16 protein-coding genes are annotated in these 22304 nt (G+C 48.9%); 12 read left to right on the top strand and 4 right to left on the bottom strand.

The window, feature by feature from the left end:
• Positions 1 to 161 precede the first annotated feature (161 nt).
• The 4 genes from BN1360_RS05225 to cydC are packed head-to-tail and all read left to right on the top strand — an operon-like array spanning position 162 to position 6081.
• Positions 162 to 1562 carry a cytochrome ubiquinol oxidase subunit I gene (locus tag BN1360_RS05225; RefSeq protein ID WP_068778836.1) on the top strand — a complete coding sequence of 467 codons (1401 nt, stop codon included), beginning with the start codon at positions 162 to 164 and terminating at the stop codon, positions 1560 to 1562.
• On the top strand, positions 1552 to 2565 hold the full coding sequence (cydB, locus tag BN1360_RS05230; protein WP_068778837.1) for a cytochrome d ubiquinol oxidase subunit II: 1014 nt from the start codon (positions 1552 to 1554) through the stop codon (positions 2563 to 2565). Before BN1360_RS05225 ends, cydB begins: the two co-directional genes overlap by 11 nt.
• Entirely contained in the window at positions 2565 to 4307 is a 1743-nt protein-coding gene (cydD, locus tag BN1360_RS05235; RefSeq protein ID WP_068778838.1) for a thiol reductant ABC exporter subunit CydD, read from the top strand. Before cydB ends, cydD begins: the two co-directional genes overlap by 1 nt.
• Positions 4297 to 6081 (top strand): thiol reductant ABC exporter subunit CydC, encoded by a 1785-nt coding sequence (cydC, locus tag BN1360_RS05240; protein ID WP_068778839.1) that lies wholly within the window; start codon positions 4297 to 4299, stop codon positions 6079 to 6081. The genes cydD and cydC overlap by 11 nt, the downstream gene beginning before the upstream one ends.
• A 266-nt stretch (positions 6082 to 6347) precedes the next feature.
• Here cydC and BN1360_RS05245 read toward each other — a convergent pair whose 3' ends face one another.
• Positions 6348 to 9416, bottom strand: a complete 3069-nt coding sequence (locus tag BN1360_RS05245) for a cellulose binding domain-containing protein (RefSeq protein ID WP_229520823.1) — start codon at positions 9414 to 9416, stop codon at positions 6348 to 6350.
• A 493-nt stretch (positions 9417 to 9909) separates the two neighbouring features.
• Here BN1360_RS05245 and gltC point away from each other — a divergent pair, with 493 nt between their 5' ends.
• The 3 genes from gltC to BN1360_RS05260 all read left to right on the top strand — a co-directional run bounded on the left by gltC (position 9910) and on the right by BN1360_RS05260 (position 12788).
• Entirely contained in the window at positions 9910 to 10827 is a 918-nt protein-coding gene (gene gltC / locus BN1360_RS05250; protein ID WP_068778840.1) for a glutamate biosynthesis transcriptional regulator GltC, read from the top strand.
• 286 nt (positions 10828 to 11113) lie between these two features.
• On the top strand, positions 11114 to 11551 hold the full coding sequence (locus BN1360_RS05255) for a DUF1641 domain-containing protein (RefSeq protein WP_068778841.1): 438 nt from the start codon (positions 11114 to 11116) through the stop codon (positions 11549 to 11551).
• Positions 11552 to 11609: 58 nt separating this feature from the next.
• Positions 11610 to 12788, top strand: a complete 1179-nt coding sequence (locus BN1360_RS05260; protein ID WP_068778842.1) for an NAD(P)/FAD-dependent oxidoreductase — start codon at positions 11610 to 11612, stop codon at positions 12786 to 12788.
• Positions 12789 to 13006: 218 nt separating this feature from the next.
• Here the strand turns inward: BN1360_RS05260 and gdhA are convergent, their stop codons facing one another.
• The 3 genes from gdhA to BN1360_RS05275 form a co-directional block, all read right to left on the bottom strand.
• Positions 13007 to 14389 carry an NADP-specific glutamate dehydrogenase gene (gdhA, locus tag BN1360_RS05265; RefSeq protein WP_068778843.1) on the bottom strand — a complete coding sequence of 461 codons (1383 nt, stop codon included), beginning with the start codon at positions 14387 to 14389 and terminating at the stop codon, positions 13007 to 13009.
• 323 nt (positions 14390 to 14712) lie between these two features.
• On the bottom strand, positions 14713 to 15393 hold the full coding sequence (locus BN1360_RS05270) for a CidB/LrgB family autolysis modulator (protein ID WP_068778901.1): 681 nt from the start codon (positions 15391 to 15393) through the stop codon (positions 14713 to 14715).
• The gene (locus BN1360_RS05275) at positions 15393 to 15764 is read right to left on the bottom strand and encodes a CidA/LrgA family protein (protein WP_068778902.1); all 372 of its coding nucleotides are present in this window, start codon (positions 15762 to 15764) and stop codon (positions 15393 to 15395) included. The genes BN1360_RS05270 and BN1360_RS05275 overlap by 1 nt, the downstream gene beginning before the upstream one ends.
• A gap of 143 nt (positions 15765 to 15907) precedes the next feature.
• Here BN1360_RS05275 and cidR point away from each other — a divergent pair, with 143 nt between their 5' ends.
• The 5 genes from cidR (at position 15908) to BN1360_RS05300 (ending at position 22214) form a co-directional block, all read left to right on the top strand.
• Positions 15908 to 16792, top strand: coding sequence for a cidABC operon transcriptional activator CidR (gene cidR / locus BN1360_RS05280; protein ID WP_195714228.1), 885 nt, complete (start codon positions 15908 to 15910; stop codon positions 16790 to 16792).
• A 313-nt stretch (positions 16793 to 17105) separates the two neighbouring features.
• Positions 17106 to 17927 (top strand): delta-lactam-biosynthetic de-N-acetylase, encoded by an 822-nt coding sequence (pdaA, locus tag BN1360_RS05285; protein ID WP_082789939.1) that lies wholly within the window; start codon positions 17106 to 17108, stop codon positions 17925 to 17927.
• A gap of 198 nt (positions 17928 to 18125) precedes the next feature.
• On the top strand, positions 18126 to 18554 hold the full coding sequence (locus tag BN1360_RS05290) for a MarR family winged helix-turn-helix transcriptional regulator (RefSeq protein ID WP_229520824.1): 429 nt from the start codon (positions 18126 to 18128) through the stop codon (positions 18552 to 18554).
• Between the two features lie 43 nt (positions 18555 to 18597).
• Complete coding sequence (locus BN1360_RS05295; protein WP_068778846.1) at positions 18598 to 20328, top strand: ABC transporter ATP-binding protein; 1731 nt, start codon at positions 18598 to 18600, stop codon at positions 20326 to 20328.
• The gene (locus tag BN1360_RS05300; RefSeq protein WP_068778847.1) at positions 20325 to 22214 is read left to right on the top strand and encodes an ABC transporter ATP-binding protein; all 1890 of its coding nucleotides are present in this window, start codon (positions 20325 to 20327) and stop codon (positions 22212 to 22214) included. Before BN1360_RS05295 ends, BN1360_RS05300 begins: the two co-directional genes overlap by 4 nt.
• Positions 22215 to 22304: the final 90 nt, after the last annotated feature.

The following is a 22304-nucleotide window of genomic DNA, read 5'->3' on the forward strand; positions in this document are numbered from 1 at the left end:
CAAACCCGCGTCATTACAGCGTTTATGTGATAAAAACCCCTTTGTGACATTTATCATGTGATTCTCGTCACAAAATTATTAAATTTTGAACGTTCACTTTCATTTATCCGTGATAGAATTCACATTAGTTAATAAATGAATGAAAGTAGGGAAGAAAAATTATGGATCCGTTAGTGCTTGCACGACTTCAGTTTGCGGTGACGACAATTTTTCACTTCTTCTTCGTTCCATTGTCTATCGGTCTGGCTCTTTTGATCGCAATCATGGAGACGATGTACGTAGTCAAGGGCAAAGAAGAATACAAGCGCATGGCAAAATTCTGGGGCAAGCTGTTCCTCATTAATTTTGCAGTAGGTGTTGTTACCGGGATTATTCAGGAGTTCCAGTTCGGGATGAACTGGTCCGATTATTCACGCTTTGTCGGTGACGTATTTGGCGCTCCGCTCGCGGTGGAGGCTTTGTTTGCCTTCTTTATGGAGTCGACCTTCATCGGATTATGGATTTTTGGGTGGGAGAGATTGTCTAAGCGAGTTCACTTGCTATGCATCTGGCTCGTCGCTATTGGAACGACTGTATCAGCCTTCTGGATTCTGACAGCAAACTCATTTATGCAACGTCCGGTTGGTTTTGAGGTGAACAATGGGCGTGCTGAAATGAATGACTTCTTCGCCTTGATCGGCAACGGCCAGCTGTGGGTTGAATTCCCTCATACCGTGCTGGGCGCATTCTCAACGGGCGCTTTCCTGATCGCAGGAATCAGTGCTTATAAATTGCTGCGCCGCAAAGATATGGAGTTCTTCAAGAAATCGTTCAAGATCGGCGTAATCGTTGGTTTGCTCGCTTCCTTCGGGACGGCGCTGTATGGTCACCAACAGGCTCAGTATCTGGTTAAGACTCAACCGATGAAGATGGCCGCCTCTGAAGGATTGTGGGGCAAGAGTGGTGACCCGGCTCCATGGACGGTTTATGCACATATTAACCCGGAGACGGGTAAGAACTCCTTTGAGATTAAAATTCCGTATTTGCTCAGCTTCTTGTCTTACAGCAGTTTTTCCGGCGAAGTTAAGGGGATGAACGAACTGCAGGCGGAGTATGAACAAACCTACGGACCTGGAGATTACATTCCACCAGTGCGCACTACATTCTGGAGCTTCCGCATCATGGTAGCAGCAGGCTCGCTGATGATTGTACTATCGCTGTACGGGGCATATCTGGCATGGCGCAAAAAACTGGATAACAAAAATACATGGTTCTATAGAATTATGCTATGGTCCATCTCGCTTCCATTTATTGCAAATACGGCAGGATGGGTGATGACAGAGTTCGGTCGTCAGCCGTGGACGATATTCGGGTTAATGCAGACGAAGGACAGTGTATCGCCAAGTGTAACTTCCGGGCAGCTCCTGTTCTCGCTGATCGCATTTACCGCTATTTTCACTGTACTTGCCATTTCGATGGTCTATCTGTTCGTCAAAACGATTAAAAAAGGCCCTTATGCCGAGGGCAGCGACGATAGCCATTCGATCGATCCATTCTCTAAGGAGGGATACCATGTCTCTTAATGAGCTTTGGTTTGTGTTGGTCGCCGTATTGTTTATCGGCTTTTTCTTCCTGGAGGGCTTTGACTTCGGTATTGGTATGAGCACCCGTTTTCTGGCCAAGAATGATATGGAACGCCGGGTGCTGATTAACTCGATCGGCCCGTTCTGGGATGCTAATGAAGTCTGGCTGCTGACAGCCGGCGGTGCAATGTTCGCAGCATTTCCGAACTGGTATGCAACGATGTTCAGCGGCTATTATACTCCGCTGGTTGTATTGCTGCTCGCGCTCATCGCCCGCGGCGTAGCGTTTGAATTCCGCGGCAAGGTCGATAACACCAAGTGGAAGACCGCCTGGGACCTGTCAATCTTCTGCGGCAGTCTGCTGCCGCCTTTCCTGCTTGGCGTTGTGTTCTCCGGCTTGCTCAAGGGCTTGCCGATCGACGGCGATATGGAGATGAAGGCCGGATTATTTGATATGGTTAACCTGTATACATTGGTTGGCGGAATTACGGTAGTTGTGTTATGTTTGGTACATGGTCTGCTGTTCGCCTCGTTGCGGACAACGGGGGATCTGCAGAAGCGGGCCCGCAAGTTGGCCAAGACCATGTTGATTCCGCTGGCGGCGTTGTTTGTGATCTTTGCCGTTATGACTTACTTCCAGACGGATGTATTTGAAGTTCGCGGCTTGCCGCTTACCTTGCTCGCTGTCGTTGGACTTGTTGCCTTTCTCTTGGCTGGATGGTTTATCTCCAAGCAGAGGGATGGCTGGGCGTTCGGCATGACAGGGACCTTGATCGCTCTTTCGATCTCCGGCGTATTCGTTGGTTTATTCCCGCGCGTTATGGTGAGTTCGATTAGCGAAGCCTTCTCGTTAACTGTCTATACGGCATCTTCCGGGAACTATTCGCTGAAAGTAATGACGATCGTGGCATGTACGCTGCTTCCATTCGTATTAGCTTATCAAATTTGGAGTTACTTTGTTTTCCATAAGCGTGTTCATGAGAAGGAGCATTTGGAATACTAATGGGTAAGGGACTAATGAAGTTCAAAGGAATCAAGCCGGTCTTGTGCTTAATGGCCGGCTTGACCTTTATTCAGACGATAGCGATTATATTGCAGGCAAAATGGCTTGCGGAAGCGGTATCCGCTCTGTTTGCCGGCGCCAAGCTACAGGAACAGGCCGGAACAGTTGGCTTGTTCCTGTTTGCTTTTCTGGTGCGGCAGCTATGCGGACTGGCTGAGCAGAAGCTTGCCTTCCGCTTCGCGGAGCAGACGGGGAGCGCTCTTCGGGAGCGCGTGTTGTCCAAGCTCTTTGAGCTTGGACCCAGGTTTGCTGGCCGCGAAGGGACAGGCAATCTGGTAACGCTGATTCTTGAGGGAGTCGCCAAGTTCCGCAAATATTTGGAGCTGTCCTTGCCGCGGATGCTGGCAACAGGGGTTACACCGATTCTGATTTTGGCTTATGTTTTTACGCTGGATGTGACCTCCGGGGTGATTCTGACCGTAACGATGCCGATCCTGATCATCTTTATGATTCTGATTGGGCTTACGGCTCGTAAACAGATGGATCGCCAATGGGAGTCGTACCGGATGTTATCGAATCACTTCGTAGATTCGCTGCGCGGGTTGGAGACGCTCAAGTTCCTCGGGCGGAGCAGGACACATATCGAATCGATAGAGAGGGTCAGCAATTCTTATCGTTCGGCGACGATGCGGACGCTTCGCGTTGCCTTTCTGTCATCGTTTGCGCTCGATTTCTTCACGATGCTGTCGGTCGCTTCGGTTGCCGTCAGCCTTGGCTTAAGGCTTATTGATGGACGAATGACCTTGCTTACTGGATTGACCGTGCTGATTCTGGCTCCGGAATATTTCCTGCCGGTGCGCATGGTTGGTGCCGATTATCATGCGACGCTTGACGGCAAGGAAGCTGGAGAAGCGATGGAGAACATTATTGATGAGGCAGAGAAGGAATCGGCAAAAGCAGCGGTGGTTCCTGCAGCTGCTGATTTTAGCTGGAAGCGGGAGAGCAAGCTGATGCTTCATGCGGTTGGTATGACGCATGAAGCAGCAGGGCGCGCATCTCTCGAGGACGTGAGCCTGACTTTTAGCGGTATTGAAAAGATAGGAATTATCGGCGAGAGCGGAGCCGGCAAGTCAACGCTGATTGATGTACTGGGCGGATTCCTGCGCCCTACTTCCGGGAATTTTGAGCTGAATGGTCATGCCTTAGGCGATCTTGGCGCCTCCGGATGGAGGGATCTGATCACATATATCCCTCAGAAGCCGTATATATTCAGCTGCAGCTTGGCGGATAATATTCGCTTCAACAGGCCGGAAGCTTCCATAGAGGAAGTGGCAAGCGCGGCGAAAGCTGCCGGGTTGGAGAGCGTGCTAGATGGTCTGCCGCTTGGGCTGGATGAGCCGATTGGCGGCGGAGGAAGGCCGCTGAGCGGCGGTCAGGAGCAGCGCGTAGCATTGGCCCGGGCTTTGCTTAGCGAGCGGCCGATTATATTGCTTGATGAGCCAACAGCGCATCTAGATATTGAGACGGAATACGAACTGAAGGAGACCATGCTCCCTCTGTTTGAACATAAATTGGTCATTTTGGCCACGCATCGCCTGCACTGGATGCAGGATATGGACCGGGTTGTCGTTATGGAGCAGGGTCATGTGGTGGAGTACGGTACACCGGAGCAGTTAATAGAAGGCAAGGGAGCTTTTTATCAGCTGATGGTTTCGCAGCAGGAGGGATATGATGAAGGATAATCTTACGGATAAGGGTTGGATCACACCGTATTTTCGCCTCTATAGCGGCCGTTTTGCTCTGTACCTGATTCTGGGTGTACTAACTTTGCTGTCCGCTTCGATGCTGATGTTCACTTCGGGTTATCTCATTACCAAGTCATCTACAATGCCTTACAATATACTGCTGGTCTACGTGCCGATTGTGGGTGTTCGGGCGTTTGGCATCGGCCGGTCTGTCATCCATTATATTGAGCGATTAGTTGGTCATGACGCGGTACTGCGCATATTGTCGCGGATGCGGGTTCGCTTGTACCGCGTACTGGAGCCGCAAGCTCTATTTATCCGTTCGCGCTACCGGACAGGAGATATTCTCGGTGCGCTCGCCGATGACATTGAACAGCTTCAGAATGTATATATCCGCACAGTGTTCCCAAGCCTGGTGGCTATCGTACTCTATGCAACCGTCGTTGTGGCCCTGGGGATGTTTGATGTGGTATTTGCTCTCTTGGTCGCGTTGTATATTTTAATTCTGGTCGCTGTGCTTCCCTATATTTCTCTGAGACTAACAAGAAGGACAAATGCCGAGGTCAAACGAGAGCGCAATGGACTTTATCAACAGTTGACCGATGCGGTGATGGGGATCGGCGATTGGGTAATTAGCGGGCGGCATCATGATTTTCTAACCGATTATGAATGCGCTGAGGCGGTTGTTGCCAATAAGGAGCGCAAGCTGCACGTCTGGTCAAGATGGAGAGGGTTGATCGGCCAGCTTGTGGTTGGCTTGGCCGCCGTTGCGATGATCTATTGGTCCACCGGACAGGCAGCAGCGGGACATATCGACCCTACCTTGATCGCAGCCTTCGTGCTGGTTGTGTTTCCGCTGGCGGATGCCTTTCTGCCTGTGGCAGATGCGGTGGAGCGAATTCCGGAGTATAAGGAGTCGCTGGATCGGCTGGTCCGAATGGAGGGCCAAAGCGGCGAAGGCCCGACAGATAGGGAAAATTCTCTAAATAAGTCGAGTTACGGTATTGAGAGTTCTTCCGGGGCAGCGCTACAAGTCCGCTTGAAGCTGGAGCATGTTAAATTTACTTATGATAATGAGGGAGCAAACTCAGTGGATGGCGTCTCCATTGATATTCCTCAAGGCAAGCGGATCGCCGTGATCGGGCGCAGCGGTGCAGGCAAATCGACGCTGCTTAAGCTGATTCAGGGGGCTCTGGAGCCTGCGGAAGGCGCGGTAATGATTAATGATCGGGCTGCCGTCGATTATGGTGAGGAGATTCCGAAACTGATTTCCGTATTGAATCAGAGCCCTCATCTGTTCGATACAACAGTTGCCAACAATATCCTGCTTGGCCGTCCGGAGGCCAGTGAGGAAGAGATTCAGCAGGCTGCCGAGCAGGCCCGAATGGGAGAGCTGATGGCCTCGCTTCCGGAAGGTTTGAATACGCCGATGCGTGAGACGGGACAGCGCTTCTCAGGTGGGGAGCGGCAGCGTATTGCATTGGCTCGAGTGCTGCTGCAGAATACGCCGGTCCTTATTCTTGATGAGCCTACGGTAGGGCTTGATCCTCGGACGGAACGGGCGCTGTTGTCTACGATTTTCCAAGCAACGTCCGGCAAGTCTTTAATCTGGGTGACGCATCATCTAGTTGGTGCGGAGCATATGGACGAGATTATATTCATGGAGCATGGCCGTATTATTATGCGCGGTACCCATGCCGAATTAATGGAGCGCGAGCCGCGCTACCGCAACCTGTATCATTTGGATCGGCCGGTGAGTACTGGCGAGTGAATGCTGTGCGCTTGCTGCTAACGGAAATACTGACCGCTATTAAGGCAAAAACGACAGGTTTTTGAATCTAACGGAACTCGGGTGCGTTATCCGGTAGGAATAAGGTTCCTATTCCTTCACTCAGGCCCAATAGCGTCTCCTGGTTCCGTTAGACTATTTGAAGGACCTACTAATGTTCAAATAAGGCATGTAGTTTCCGTTAGAATAAGAGATTTATAAAAGGTCGAGTACCGGGCAAGTGTAGCCCGAACTCGACCTTTTATAGATTAAGGCTCTACGCCCCAGACAAGCTGTCCACTAATATATCCAGTGAGCTTCGGGCTATCCTGATAGGTGGATGCCACTGAATTGAAGGAGAAGTCATCGCTTTGATTGTAGTTAGTCCAGTCCGATTTGGAGAGACGGATCTGCAGGTCGATGCTCTGTCCGGCAGCGAGGCTGCCCGCATTACTGGTGAATCCGAATTCAGCATAGTAATCAGCACCGGGCTTGGCGGTTGAGAGTTTCACAAAGCTACCGGTCACATTGCTGCTCCCGACCTGAGACCAGTCGCAGAAGAAATTTTGCGGCTTCTCCCCGTCGATGGTGTAGTAGTAACGGAGCTTGACATCGGCCAGGAGCAAGGCTTCCGTTCCCGTGTTGATTAAGTGGATTCGTGGACTAATCGTATTTACATTGGCAGTCAGAGCTCCGTTATACATTTGAATTTGAATGTCGCCATGGGTCGCTTCTGTGGTATCCGTGATCTGAATCCGAAGAGTTTGTGCCTCTCCGGCGCTAAAGTGAAAGGTCAAGTTCGTCGTACCAAGCGGTTGGTTAGCCAGATAGCTGCTTAAGACCGTAACAGTATTGCCTGACCCTGATAAAGTATAGTCGATTTCCTCCGCCAGTGTGGCGGAGCCGTTCGTAATACCGTTAAATACGTTATCGTTCAAAGTTAGAGCTACCGGAATGGCAGCCTGATTTCCGATTTTCTTGTCAAAGACGGCCGTCGAAGGTGAAATGGCTGAATTTACGCCGGGATTTGGTTCGCCCAGAGCATCACCGTAGACGATACCCAGTCCGTTGGTTCCGATGTAGACGCGGCCATAAATTCTTGGGTCCCCTGTAATAGCCGAGTTGGTGGATGCGTATTGGTGCTGATCATCGTTGATTCTGACCCAGCTTGCTCCGCCGTCATTTGAGCGGAAGATGCCGCGTATTCCATCGATTTTAGCGCTGGTATACAGCGCCATGTAGCTGCCTCCAGGCGCGGCCTTGCCGAAGCCGATAACATTAGCTTCCTGTACATTGGCGAGCTTGGAGAAGGTCATGCCGGAATCGGTGGAATGCCATAATCCGTAGATTCCACTTGCCAAACTGCCTCCTGCCAGCCAAATGTCGCCTTCTGCTCCCGGCATGGCTTTGAAGTCCAGATCGCCTTCTACAGGAAGCCCGGTGGCGGAAGTCTGAATGAAGGAAGCACCGCCGTTTGTGCTGCTATAGAACTTCCCGTCTGACCAAGCGTAGAAATTGTTCGAGTTCACCCGGTCGGAGGCGATTTTGGCGCCTGCGGGTACTCCGCTGCTTGCCGTCCAGGAGTTGCCGTTATTTTTAGAGTAAAATACACCTTTATCGGAAGTGCTCCAGACGAGGGAGTCGCCGCTGGCCGACAGAGCGACCTTTCCTCCGCCGGCTGTTCCGGATGGCTCACTGTTGCTCGTATACCAATTGCTTCCGCCGTCCCGGGAATAACCAATGGATTTGGCGTTCGGGTCTGCTGATTTATCGGCAGTACCAACGCGTACGATGTAGCTTGGATCAAGCTCGGCGTAATCGATGTCGGTTGTGCTGTTCGGGTGGGTCATCATTTTGGCCGGGGCTTGTGTCAGATCATCATGCCGGAACCCGGTAACATCGCCAAGCCCGCTAATTAAATGGGCTCCGGCAGGAGGGCTGATCAAGTCGATAACAGCTGTTTCCTCGATTCCCTTGGCCATGACGCTCAGATTGATCTTCTTCCCCTGATCCCAATCGGTCAGGTTGTTCGTGCCGTAGATGGTAGCACCTGTTCCATACATCATCCGGTTGGAATCGAATGGGTCGATCTCCAAATCACCAATCATCCAGCCCAACTTGGGCGTAATCTCGGGCGGTGCCGGATTCGTGCCAAAAGTCAGCCAGGGAGCGGAGGATATATCTTGTGTGTAGCGAAGTGTGCGGTCCGGGTAACCGTTCCAGTCCCAAATCCGGGTCCAGGTCGAACCGCCATCGGTGCTGCGGAAAATGATTGCATCTGGCCACCAGGAATTTAATGTAGCCACCATAATTGTATTTGGATGCTGAGCATCAACGGCCAGCCCGCCGTACCCATAGTAGTTATCATCGTTAGTGCTTGGCACCGGACTAATATTTGTCCAGATTCCTGTTAAGAGGTTCAGCTTCCAAACCTGTCCTTTAGTTCCGTCATAGGGTCCAGCCCCATCGCTGTAAGAAATGTATAAATGTCCGTTATCTGAAATGACGCCATGGTGGGGGAGAAAACCTGTAGGCTGTCCGGGTACAGCTGACCAAGTGACACCACCATCGGAGCTGTGGTATACGCTTTCATTTTTATCGGCAACCCCAACATAAATACTCTGGGTTGGCCCGTTGGCAGCTCCGGTGGAAGGATCAAAGGCAATCCAAGCAAGACCGACGATATCGCTCTGATATTCGTTGCTGGGATCCTCGACATAGGTGCCCGGATTCGGGAAGCTGGTCACTTGGCTCCAAGTAGCTCCGTAATCGTTGCTCCGCCATAGCCCGTTGCCGCTTCTTGCACCAAAATAGAGAATGCTGTTCAGATTTGGATCAATGACGAGCCGCTCTCCCATCGAGCGTCCCGGCATATTGCCGCCAACCTTGAAGGGCAAGCTTGTGTTTTCCCAAGTCTCACCGCGGTCGGTAGAGCGCAATATGCTGCCGTTGTTAGGATCCCAGCTGTTCGTGTAGGTTCCTACGGCCAGATAGAGACGATCCGGGTCAACCGGGTCTGTAGCCAGGGCGTCGACACCGGTCTTGCCCCATTCCTCAAAGCCTACTCCATCCAACAGCTGGACCCAGCTATCATCCACCGGGCTCCAGCGATAAGCGCCCCCGATATCCGTTCTGGCGTAGATCAGATCAGGTTCGGATGAATTAAAAATGATGCCGGGTACAAATCCGCCTCCGCCTCCAGTCACCGCCTTATTCCATACATAGGCCTCGTCCGTTGCGGCTTGTGCTTTCATGGGTGCTTCAATAAAGGAAGCTCCCGCCAAAATGATCGTAAGCAGTACAATATGAACACCTCTGAGCAATCTATTATTCCCCAACTTGAAAACCTCCCGATTCGATTGTTTTGGAAGATAGATGGTATTTAATTCTCATAAGGCCGATGATCGAACAACGGTTCCTTCTATCACCCTCCTTCACTGGGAATTGGAATGTTCTGTCTTACTCGCGAGGCGGATTGTGGAAAGGCCCGGGCTTTTGCAGTGGGGTAACCTCACAATGACAAGCTCACGTGAGAATTATGGACCCTTTGCCAACAGACTAACTGAACACCATAAAAGGATCAATAATATGTAATAAACACCACTAATTTCTATATGAAAAAGTTTAAAAATCAGGTAATAATTAGTGGTTTTATTTTTAAAAGCAAGCTGTTTCCAACAGGTTTTCTTATATAGCTTTCACTCCTAGCGGATAGCCGATATAATGGGGATTAATATACTCAAGGGACATCAACACTTCATGAGGCCTGAACAGCATCAGGAGTCATGATATTAATATGAATGACCGCCAGGAATTTGGAGGTGAAGGGCTTTGGAACTGAGACAGATTCAATATTTCATTGAGGTAGCGAAGCTTGAACATGTAACAGAAGCTTCTTATGTGCTGCATGTATCGCAGTCTGCGGTAAGTCGGCAAATCTTCAAGCTGGAATCGGAATTGGGAGTTAATCTGTTCATCCATGAGGGACGCAAAGTGAAGCTGACGCCGATCGGACGGCTATTTCTGTCTCATATGGAACAATTAATGAAGGTCATCGACAATGCCCAACAGGAGATCAACGAATTTCTGGATCCGGAACGCGGTACGGTTCGCATCGGATTTCCCAGTAGCTTGGCGGCGCAGATGATTCCGAAGGTTGTCTCGGCCTTCCGCGAACGCTATCCTGCCGTTCATTTCCAATTGCAGCATGGTTCCTACAAGGAGCTTGTGGAGTCGGTGATTCAGGGCGACATGAACCTGGCGATTATGGGGCCTGTACCGCAGCATGAGCCGCAGATTAAGAGCGAGGTTCTCTTTCAGGAGAAATTCGTGGCCATGATGCCGGCAAATCATCGATTGGCCGAGAAAAGCGCTATTCGCCTAAGTGAATTGAAGGGTGATTATTTTGTACTGTTCCCGGAAGGATTTATTCTTAGAGAGATTGTGGTGGATGCTTGCTCCAATCTGGGCTTCAAGCCGAAGGTCGCTTTTGAGGGTGACGACCTCGATGCGATCAAGGGCTTGGTAGGTGCGGGGATGGGGCTGACTATTTTACCGGAGATCGCTTTGAATGAGCATCTCGCCTCGACGATTATTACTTTACCGGTGATTGAACCGGTCGTTACCAGGGATGTCGGAGTCATTATTCCTGCTAATCGTGAGCTGCCGCCAACAGAGAAACTGTTCTATGAGTTTCTGAAGAATCAAACGGATAGGTTCGGATTCGATAGCAGTTTGAATCAGAAATAAGTATGATGGCAAGTTCTATCGATTTTCATAAATAGCCCTGAGTTTCCTGATATTAGGTGTAGGGACATATTGAAATTGTTAACTTTAAATAAACGCTGTGATATTTGTCATTAAGTTCATAACTTAATGACTTTTTTTGTTGAAAATGTGGTAAAATTAATTATGGGTGTTCAAGTGTGAGGAATTGTTCAGTTTTTCACTAACTTTTATTAAGCGAGAAAGGCTATGGGGGCCTCTAACCCTCCCAAATTTAAGCATTGTTGCTTATCGCAAAGGAGAATCAGCTATGTCAGAAGCGATCACAGAAACGAAGTCTGAGCAAGAGACAGTATCGTCCAATCAAGGTGGACGGGATATTATTGATCAACTGTTAACCCCTGAGGTTCAGGAATCATTGACAGCCCTGGTACAGCAGCTTCCGAAGTTGACCGAGCTCGTTGATGTGATGACGAAATCCTATGATTTTGCTAAATCGGTATCTACGGACGAAATCCTTAAAAACGATACGATCGGGGCTATCACGGAGATCGCGGGACCGGTTAAGGACAAGGTGAAGCATATCGCTGCCAATGTGATCGAAGCCAAGGATCGCGCAGATGCGAGCCAAGAGGTTATCGGTCTTTTTGGTCTGCTCAAAATGCTTAAGGATCCTGAAGCGCAGAAGATCTTCCGTTTCTTTAACGCTTATCTGCAGGTGGCCGGAGAACGTAATCAACAAAAATAGTATTTTATATAAGTATGGGTCCCAAATATTAACTAATGCATGAACGGAGGACGGAGTCATGTCAAAACATATTGTCATCTTAGGTGCCGGTTATGGAGGTGTTCTTAGCGCTTTGACCGTTCGCAAATATTTGCAAAAATCAGAAGCACGGATCACTGTAATCAATCAGTTTCCTACCCATCAGATTATTACTGAACTGCATCGTCTGGCAGCAGGTAATATCTCTGAACGCGCAGTTGCATTGCCTTTAGAGAAGGTATTCAAAGGAAAGGATATCGACCTTCGCATCGCCAAGGTTGATAAATTCTCCGTGGAAAATAAAGAAGTGAAGCTGTCTGACGGAACTACACTGAGCTATGATGCGCTTGTGGTGGGTCTGGGTAGTGTGACCGCTTATTTCGGAATTCCTGGGTTGGATAAATACAGCATGGTATTGAAATCTGCGGAGGATGCTAACCGTATTCACCGTCATATCGAAAGCAAGATTGCGGAATATGCGAAGACGCAAAACGAAGCCGATGCAACGATTCTGATCGGTGGCGGCGGTCTGACTGGTGTGGAACTCGTTGGCGAGATTGCCGATGGCATCCCTGCACTTGCTAAGAAATACGGAGTTGACCCGCAGAAGATCAATCTGTTCCTTGTTGAAGCAGGTCCTAAGATCCTTCCGGTATTGCCGGATGTCCTGATCCAGCGCGCTACAGCTAGTCTCGAAGCACGCGGTGTGAAGTTCCTTACCGGTCTTCCTGTGACTAATGTAGAAGGCAATGTGATCGACCTGAAAGACGGTTCGAAGATTACTGCCAATACTTTTGTCTGGACTGGCGGAGTTCAAGGCAACCCACTCGTAGGAGAATCGGGACTTGAAGTAAACCGTGGCCGTGCAACCGTCAATGAGTTTTTGCAATCCACTTCCCATCCGGATGTATTCGTCGTTGGCGACAGTGCGGTAAGCTTTGGCCCTGATGGCCGTCCATATGCTCCGACGGCTCAGAACGCATGGCAAATGGGTGAACTGGTTGGCTACAACCTCTACGCGACAATCCATGGCAAGCATCTTGAAGAATTCCATCCGGTGAACTCCGGTACGCTAGCCAGCTTGGGTCGTAAAGATGCTGTTGCTACGATCGGCGGCAACAACACCGAGCTGCGCGGATTGCCGGCCACTTTAATGAAGGAAGCCAGCAACATGCGTTACCTGGCTCACATTAAATCTCTGGACGCTTTGGCTTATTAATTGCAAGCCTATAAATCCAACGGTTATAAATGAAGCTCTGATATATAGACGTGAGTCTGTGTCAGAGCTTTTTTCATGCTTCACTTATTATTGATGATGGCTGAGCCACTATAGAAAAATCCCTGATCTCTTTGACAGATGTCTTGAAATCAGGGACGTACAAATGGTAGGAATAATCCTGCCTAAAAGTCTATGTTTAAAAAGTCCGGCATTTATTATTAAACTACCCCATGGGCGATCATGGTGTCGGCTACCTTCAGGAAGCCGGCGATGTTGGAGCCAACGACCAGGTTGCCTTCATGGCCGTACTCAATAGCCGCATTTACGCTATTGTCGTAAATGTCCTTCATAATATTCTGCAGCTTGGCGTCTACCTCTTCGAATGTCCATGCTAATCTTGCGCTGTTTTGCGCCATTTCCAATGCCGATACGGCTACGCCGCCTGCGTTGGCTGCTTTGGCTGGTCCGAAATAGACTCCGTTGTTCAGATAAACTTCGATAGCTTCAAGGGTAGAAGGCATATTCGCTCCTTCGGCCACATATTTAACGCCGTTGGCTACGAGCTTCATAGCCGCTGCTTCATTGATTTCATTTTGCGTGGCGCAAGGAAGTGCGATGTCACAAGGGATATCCCAAATGCTTTGGCAGCCTTCTACATATTGAGCGGAAGGGTGAACCTCCGTATATTCTTTGATCCGTTTTCTCTCCACTTCTTTAAGACGTTTTACCGTCTCCAGATCAATTCCGTTCTCGTCATAAATATATCCGTCGGAGTCGCTGCAAGCGACGACCTTGGCACCCAATTGAGTCGCTTTCTCAATAGCATAGATCGCAACGTTGCCTGAGCCGGACACAACAACGGTTTTGCCTTCAAAGCTCTCACCCTTGGACTTCAGCATTTCGGCTGTGAAGTAGACGAGGCCATAGCCGGTTGCTTCAGTCCGCGCCAAGCTGCCGCCATAGGTTAAGCCTTTGCCAGTCAGAACGCCGGCTTCATTGCCGCCGCAGAGGCGCTTATATTGTCCGAACATATAGCCGATCTCTCTTCCCCCAACACCGATATCCCCGGCAGGAACGTCTGTATCAGGGCCGATATATCTGGATAGCTCAGTCATGAAGCTTTGCGTGAAGCGCATCACTTCGTTATCGGATTTGCCCTTAGGATCGAAGTCGGAGCCTCCTTTGCCGCCGCCAATCGGTTGACCGGTTAAGGAGTTCTTGAAGATTTGCTCAAAGCCAAGGAATTTGATGATGCTGGCATTGACCGACGGGTGGAAGCGAAGCCCGCCTTTGTAAGGGCCGATAGCACTATTGAATTGAACGCGGAAGCCACGGTTCACTTGAACTTTGCCTTGGTCATCAATCCATGGTACGCGGAAAGTGATCAGGCGCTCCGGTTCAACGATTCTCTCAAGAATGGCGTTGTTGCGGTATTTATCATGCTTCGCAAATACAGGTGCCAAGGAATCAAGAATTTCTTTAACCGCTTGATGAAATTCATTTTCTCCCGGATTGCGTTTTTTTACCGTTTCATACACTTCATTGACGTACTGTTTTGCTGATTCCAATCCTGGCTCAGCTTTCTCTTGCATAATAGCCATGAATGATTCCACCTTTCTTTTGTACAATTTCACGTTAATTGTCTAACTCAATTGTAATGTTTAAACTATATAACAAACAAAGCTTTATTTAGATGAAGTATATGATCAAATGAGATGAACTTGGGTGTTTCTTTAAATTTTCAGGAATAATTAACCATAAATGCGATTTCATAAGGAGCCTATGCTCCATATTCAATATATTGAGATGTTTTCCCAATGGTTATAAATATCATGCGATGATGATATGCCAAAATGAAAAAGGACCTTACCATTCGGAAAGGTCAACAAAGAGAGATCTATATAAAACTTGGGAGGAACCAGATTTAGTGGAACATCAGAGCGATTAATAACGGAGCCGTTGTCAGTGTAAACAATGCGGCCAAAATCATCGATATGCTCGAAATCGTTCCAGTAAGGGAGCTAAGCTCGAATGCCTTGGAAGTGCCTGTACCGTGTGCGCTTGTACCGAGCAGAACCCCGCGGGCTACTTCGCCATCAATGCGTAGCGCTCTAACGACCATCGGTCCGATCATGGAGCCCAGCAAACCGGTAATAATAACAAATACCGCTGTAATATTCGGTACGCCACCGATGACCTGTGAGACGCTCATTGCGATGGGTGTCGTCACTGAACGGGGTACAAGACTGCTAATTAACTGATGATCCAGATGCAGCCATTCGGCAAATAATGCGGAAGAGAAAATAGCTACAACAGAGCCGGTCAGTACGCTGGCTAATATTTCAATCGCGTGCTTCTTGAGCACATCGTAATATTTGTATAAAGGTATAGCGAAGGCGATCGTCGCCGGTTGCAGCATCAAGCTTAGCCATTTACCTCCTCCGTTGTAAGTATCAAAAGAGACATTTGTAAGCATCAAGCCTATAATTAACGCAAGAGGCGTAAGCAGAAGTGGTGAGAAGTACACCTTCGGATAAGCCCGATATATTTTTTTGGAAAGACCATAAATCAATAAAGTAATAATCAGCCACAGAATTCCCAACATCATTGTGCGCGCTGCTCCTTCCTTTTAGAGATTCGCGATGCGACCAGGCCGGAGCTTGCCATCACGACTATCGTGCTGGAGATGACGACGAGCAGAATCCGGATCCCGTCACGCTCCAGTAGGGACATATAGTTCATCACGCCGACAGCTGCGGGGATGAAAAATAGCAGTAATTCAGCCAAAAGCCAATTTGCTCCTTGTTCAATCCAGCTAAGCTTAATCACATTCGTCTTCAGCAGGATGAATAGAACGATGATGCCCAGAATCGTACCGGGAATCGGCAGGTGCATCCATTTCGCTATATAATTCATCGCTAGGGAGATAAAAAATAGAGCCGCGATCTGAAGAATGATGATACTTAAATTTTTTATCTTACCCATGCATATACATTTCCTTTCTAAATAACAAATCTCCATGTAATGTTTAATGAAAATATTACAACATTCGCTTTCATGAGTAAAATGAATATAAAGAATGATTATCATTCCATTTGTCTATGATAGGGGGGATTGATTTGGATATAAGACAGATGCAATATCTTGTTGAAGTCGCCAGACATCAGAGCTTTACAAAGGCAGCTGATACATTATTTATTACTCAGCCCACCATCAGCAAGGCGATTAAGTCACTGGAGGAGGAACTGGGGGTTATCCTGTTCAATCGCAATGGCAAAAAAATAGAGCTAACGGATGCGGGCCAGATTATCGTCAGTCAAGCGCAGCAGATTGTTGGTTCCTTTCAGAATTTGACGGACGAGCTTGATGATTTGCGTAATCTAAAGCGTGGACATATTCGTATCGGATTGCCGCCTATGGTGGGTGCGAACTTCTTTCCAAGGGTAATTGGACAATTTCATGAACGATATCCCGATATTACGATTCAACTCTTTGAGGACGGGGCGAAGAAGGTGGAGTATGATGTGGCCAACGGTTCGCTGGATGTCGGGGTTGTTGTATTGCCGGCTACGCAGGAGGGCTTGGCCGTTCTCCCGTTTTTAGAAGAGAAGCTGAATCTCGTTGTACATCCTTCCCATCCGCTGGCAAGCCGGCAGGAGGTAAGCCTAAATGAACTGGTCGAGGCTTCGTTTGTATTGTTCCGTGAGGACTTCACGCTTCATGACCGGATTATCGCCGAATGTGCCAAAGTAGGGTTTCAGCCGCATGTGATTTATGAGAGTTCACAGTGGGACTTAATCAGTGAGATGGTAGCGGCCGGGCTTGGAATTACGCTGCTGCCGGAGACTATCTGCCGTGAGGTTGACCAGAGGCGAGTAAAAATCATCAGCTTGGTTCATCCGGTTATTCCATGGAATCTTGGCGTTGTCTGGCGTGAGGATCGCTATTTATCCTTCTCGGCGCGGGAATGGATCCGTTTTGCGAAGAAGGTGCTGGTTCAATAAACAAGACAGACTCTGGAAAACAAGTACGGAACTTACTCGCTCCGTCAAGGTGCCATTTGTTCCGGTTATTCTACACATTGTTATCTTGGGCTGCAGTTGCTTGCTAATTAGCACACCGGATATCACCAGAATTGCCTTTCTCATCCGGAAAAGTTATTAAACCGGCGTATACAGTTTATATGGCTATAACCGTAACAAATGATCTAACTGTCCTTCTTGAAGAAGCAGAATTAAACAGGGTGAATATTGTTAAGGCAAAAGGCAGAAATTAATGGGGAGTCGAAACAACTTATGATGAGGGAGAGAGCGAACCATGAAATTTGCCCTGATGCTGGCGATGCTGACCTGTTTTCTCTTCGGTCCCGTACCGTGGGGGGATAATGGTGCCGCTGCGAGCGCCTTCTCGGATAAGGCCTTTCATTTCGGATTCAAGAAGAGCGTAGGCGGACAGCTTCCTTCTATTAATGAAGAGGGTTTCAAGGAAGTCATTGATAAGCACGGAGCTATATTCCTTGGAGATACTTCCCGCAAGGAACTGTTTCTAACGTTTGATAACGGATATGAAAATGGATTTACCGCCAAAATATTGGATACGCTGAAGGCCAAGAAGGTGCCGGCGATTTTCTTCGTAACGGGTCACTATGTCAAAAGTCAGCCGGAGCTTGTGAAGCGGATGGTAGCTGAGGGACATTTGGTCGGCAACCATTCCTGGAGCCATCCCGATATGACGACGATCTCTGATTCCGAGATCAAGCAGGAGCTGGATCGGGTCAAGGAAGCAACGGCCCAGGTTACAGGCAAGACAGAGATGAATTATCTGCGCCCACCGCGCGGGATATTCAATGCGCGGACACTGGCCGTATCGGGCAGCTTAGGATATAAAAATGTCTTCTGGTCCATCGCCTATAAAGATTGGGATGTCAATGACCAGAAGGGCGAAGCCTACGCATATAAAAATGTTGTATCCCAGCTGCACCCCGGCGCCGTTATCCTGCTGCATTCCATCTCCAGAGATAACACAGCGGCCTTGGGTTCCATTATTGACGAGGCCAGACGACAGGGATATGACTTTAAAAGTCTGGACACGATGCAAATTGCACCAGATATCGATCCATTCAGACCGCCGCTATCCTAGATACAAATGGACTATCAGTAGAGCATAAGGCCGGTTCGGGAATTTCCCGGACGGGCCTTCTTTGTCTCTGCTTGACAATGCAATTCGACGCTAATATAATTAGGCATGCAAATAAATAGTATACCTAATTATTAAACCATATAAACAATTTGAGGGAGGTGTTGAATGGTGGGCGAGACTCCTAAAACCCAACGACTAATGGAGGTATTCAATCGCTTCAGAAGAGCCGGATGGCACAAGCCACCATTGGAAGGTGTGAAGCCCAGCGAGGTCAAAGTATTATTCATTATTCGCAGGGGAAGCCGCGATAATCCTCGTGGTGTTACGATCTCGGCGATTAGCAGCATGATGGAAGTAACCTCTCCGACAGTTACACCGCTTGTACGCAGCCTGGAGAAGAGAGGGCTAGTAGTTCGCTATACTGATGAAGAGGACCGCAGGGCGGTTCGCATTAAGCTTACCGAACAAGGTGAAGATATGACTCATAAGGCGCAAGAGGCCTACACCCGGCGATTTACCGGATTGATTAATTATTTAGGAGAAGAGAAGAGTGGTCAGTTGGCCGAACTGCTGGAACAGGTATATGAATATTTAGACCAGCAGCATCGTTCCCGGCAAGACCAATAATTTTGCTCTAAGTGCGAGTTCATTAAGTGGAGATGATTAAGGAATGATAAAACTTTTTAGACATTTGAAACCATACAAATGGCTAGTCATCGCGGCGATGGCGCTAGTGTTCTTTCAATCGCTCGCCGAATTATATTTGCCGACGCTGATGTCAGACATTGTGAACACCGGCGTCGTTCATGGGGATACGGCTTATATTTGGAAGATTGGCGGCTATATGCTGCTTGTCGCAATCGGCGGGATGGCCTGTGCGATCGGCGGCAGCTTCTTCTCCTCGAAGGCAGCGATGGGGTTTGGCAAATCGATGCGTGGCAAGGTTTTTAATCATGTGTCAAATTTCTCGCTGGAGGAGTTTGACAAGATTGGCACCGCCTCGATGATTACACGTACGACAAATGATATTACTCAGGTCCAGCAAGTCTTAATTATGATGCTCCGTATGATGATGATGGCGCCGATGATGTGTATCGGCGGCGTTATTATGGCAGTATCCAAGGATGCTACTCTGACGCTTGTGCTGGTTGTAGTTATTCCGATTCTTGCTGCGATCATCCTCTTGATTGTTAGGAAGGGGATTCCGCTGTTCAAATCGATCCAGAAGAAAATCGACAGATTAAACCTGGTGATGCGCGAAGAATTAACCGGTATTCGTGTTATTCGTTCGTTTAATCGGATGGAGCATGAGACGAAGCGCTTTGATGAGGCCAACAAGGATTTAACTAATACGATGATCAAAGTGAACAAGCTGATGGCCTATTTGATGCCGGTTGTTATGCTGATTATGAACCTCTCCTCTGTAGCCATCATCTGGTTTGGCGGACTGCGGATTGATGCTGAGAAAATGGCGGTCGGCGATCTGATGGCCTTCCTGCAATATGCTATGCAGATCATGTTCTCGCTTGTAATGGTATCTATGATGTTCGTCTTGATTCCGCGTGCTTCCGCGTCAGCTGTACGGATTAATGAAGTGCTCGATATGGAGCCTGTCATTGAAGATCCGGCTCAGTCGAAGACCAAGCGCAGCAGCATGAGAGGCCATATTGAATTCCAGGATGTGACCTTCAGCTATCCGGGCGCAGAGCAGCCGGCGGTGCAGAATATTTCGTTCATCGCTAACCCGGGTGAGACAACCGCCATTATCGGCGGCACAGGCTCAGGCAAATCGACGATGATTAACCTGATTCCGAGGTTTTACGATGTAGAGAGCGGCCACGTGCTGGTCGACGGCATAGACGTCCGGGATATTCCGCAGCATGAGTTGCGTCAGAAGATCGGCTTCGTCCCGCAAAAGGCCGTGCTGTTCACCGGGACGATTGCTGACAATATCCGTTACGGCAAGGAAGATGCAACGGATGAGGAAGTGCAGCATGCGGCTGAGATTGCCCAGGCTGCCGGATTTATATCAAGAATGGAAGATGGCTACGATTCGCAGATCGCTCAGGGCGGAACGAATGTATCCGGTGGTCAGAAGCAGCGCCTCTCTATTGCTCGTGCATTAGTAAGAGATGCCGAGATTTACATCTTTGATGACAGCTTCTCGGCGCTTGATTTCAAGACCGATGCCAAGCTGCGCGCTGCATTGAAGAATGAGACGAAGCAGTCCACGGTGTTGATCGTAGCACAGCGGGTCAGCACGGTAATGAATGCTGACCGGATTATCGTATTGAACGAGAGCAAGGTTGCTGGAGTCGGCACGCATCATGAATTAATGGAGACTTGCGATGTGTACCGTGAGATTGTGTATTCGCAGCTATCGGAGGAGGAGATCGCATGAGCCAAGAGCAGACAAAAAGAAGAATCGGCGGCGGTCATAGAGGTCCCGGCCCTGGCGGCGGACATGGAGCCATGGGGCGTCCGGTAGAAAAAGCGAAGGACTTCAAGGGTACGCTAAAACGGCTCATTCATTACTTGGCGCCGCATAAAGTACAACTGCTGGCTGTTCTCATCATGGCCATCCTGAGTACGGTGTTCAGTGTGTTAAGCCCGAAGGTGATGGGGCATGCAACAACGAAGCTGTTTGAAGGCATTATGGGGAAAATAAACGGTGTACCCGGCGCATCTATTGATTTTCAATACGTAGGGCAAATTATCTTAATTCTAATTGGACTATATCTGCTAAGCGCTGCTTTTAGTTATGTTCAACAGTATCTAATGGCCGGTGTGGCCCAGAAGACAGTTTATGATCTGCGCAGAGAGGTCAATGACAAGCTGAATCGCCTGCCGTTAAAATATTTCGATGCCCGTACCCACGGCGAGATTCTGAGCCGGGTTACGAATGACGTTGATAATATCAGTTCTACGCTGCAGCAGAGCTTGACCCAGCTGATTACCTCGGTGCTTACGATCATCGGTGTTATCGTTATGATGCTCTCGATCAGCCCGTTGATGACCTTGATCGCTGTGCTGACCTTGCCGCTTAGCGTACTGGCAATTACCTCGATTGCCAAGAAGTCGCAGAAGCAGTTTCTGCGGCAGCAAAAAGAGCTTGGTGAGCTGAATGGCCATGTTGAGGAAATGTATACCGGCCATAACGTGGTGAAGGTATTTGGCCGCGAGCAAAGATCGCTGGATGAATTCAATGAGGTTAATGAACGTTTGTACCAAGCTGGCTGGAAAGCGCAATTTATCTCTGGCGTGATCATGCCGATCATGAATTTCATCGGCAATATCGGTTATGTGCTCGTATCTGTCGTTGGTGGTATTTTGGTGACAAAGGGCAGAATCGACATTGGGGATGTTCAGGCATTTATTCAATATGCCAGACAGTTCACCCAGCCGATTGCCCAAACTGCCAATATCGCGAATATTATTCAATCCACGGTAGCTTCGGCTGAACGCGTCTTTGAGATTCTTGATGAAGAAGAGGAAGTTGCGGAAGCCGCTAATCCGGTGGCCTTGCCGCAAGCGATGGGGAATGTATCCTTTGATCATGTGAAGTTCGGCTATGATCCGGACAAAACCTTGATAGAGGATATGAATATCGATGTGTCCAAAGGCCAGACGATCGCGATTGTCGGACCGACGGGTGCAGGCAAGACCACACTCATTAACTTGCTCATGCGCTTCTATGAAGTGACGGATGGCAGGATTACGGTCGACGGTGTGAACATTACCGATATGAAACGCGGGGATCTGCGCAATCTGTTCGGGATGGTGCTGCAGGATACCTGGCTGTTTAACGGAACGATCCGCGATAACATCGCATACGGACGTGAAGGAGCGACGGAGGAAGAGATTATCCAGGCAGCCAAGACTGCGCATGCGGATCATTTCATCCGTACACTGCCAGGAGGCTACGATACCATTCTGAACGAGGAAGCTTCCAATATCTCTCAAGGTCAGAAGCAGCTGCTGACGATTGCCCGGGCTATTCTGGCTGATCCGGCGATCCTGATTCTGGATGAAGCGACAAGCAGCGTCGATACCCGGACAGAGGTTTACATCCAAAAAGCCATGAATGAGCTTATGAAGGGCAGAACGAGCTTCGTGATTGCCCACCGTCTGTCAACGATCAAGGATGCCGATCTGATTCTGGTTATGAATCATGGGGCTGTGATCGAGAAGGGGACGCATGCCGAGTTGTTGGCCGAAGGCGGATTTTACGCCGATCTGTACAATAGCCAGTTCACGGGTGGCGGTATAGGCCAGGAAGTCAGCTAATTTCAATAAACGAACATATATCTGTTACTGTGGCGAGCGAAAATGGAGCAGCCCGCAGGTCCATAGAATGACCTGCGGGCTGCTTTGTGC

Origin of the sequence: Paenibacillus sp. GM2 (assembly GCF_900069005.2) — a bacterium.
Taxonomy (GTDB): domain Bacteria; phylum Bacillota; class Bacilli; order Paenibacillales; family Paenibacillaceae; genus Fontibacillus.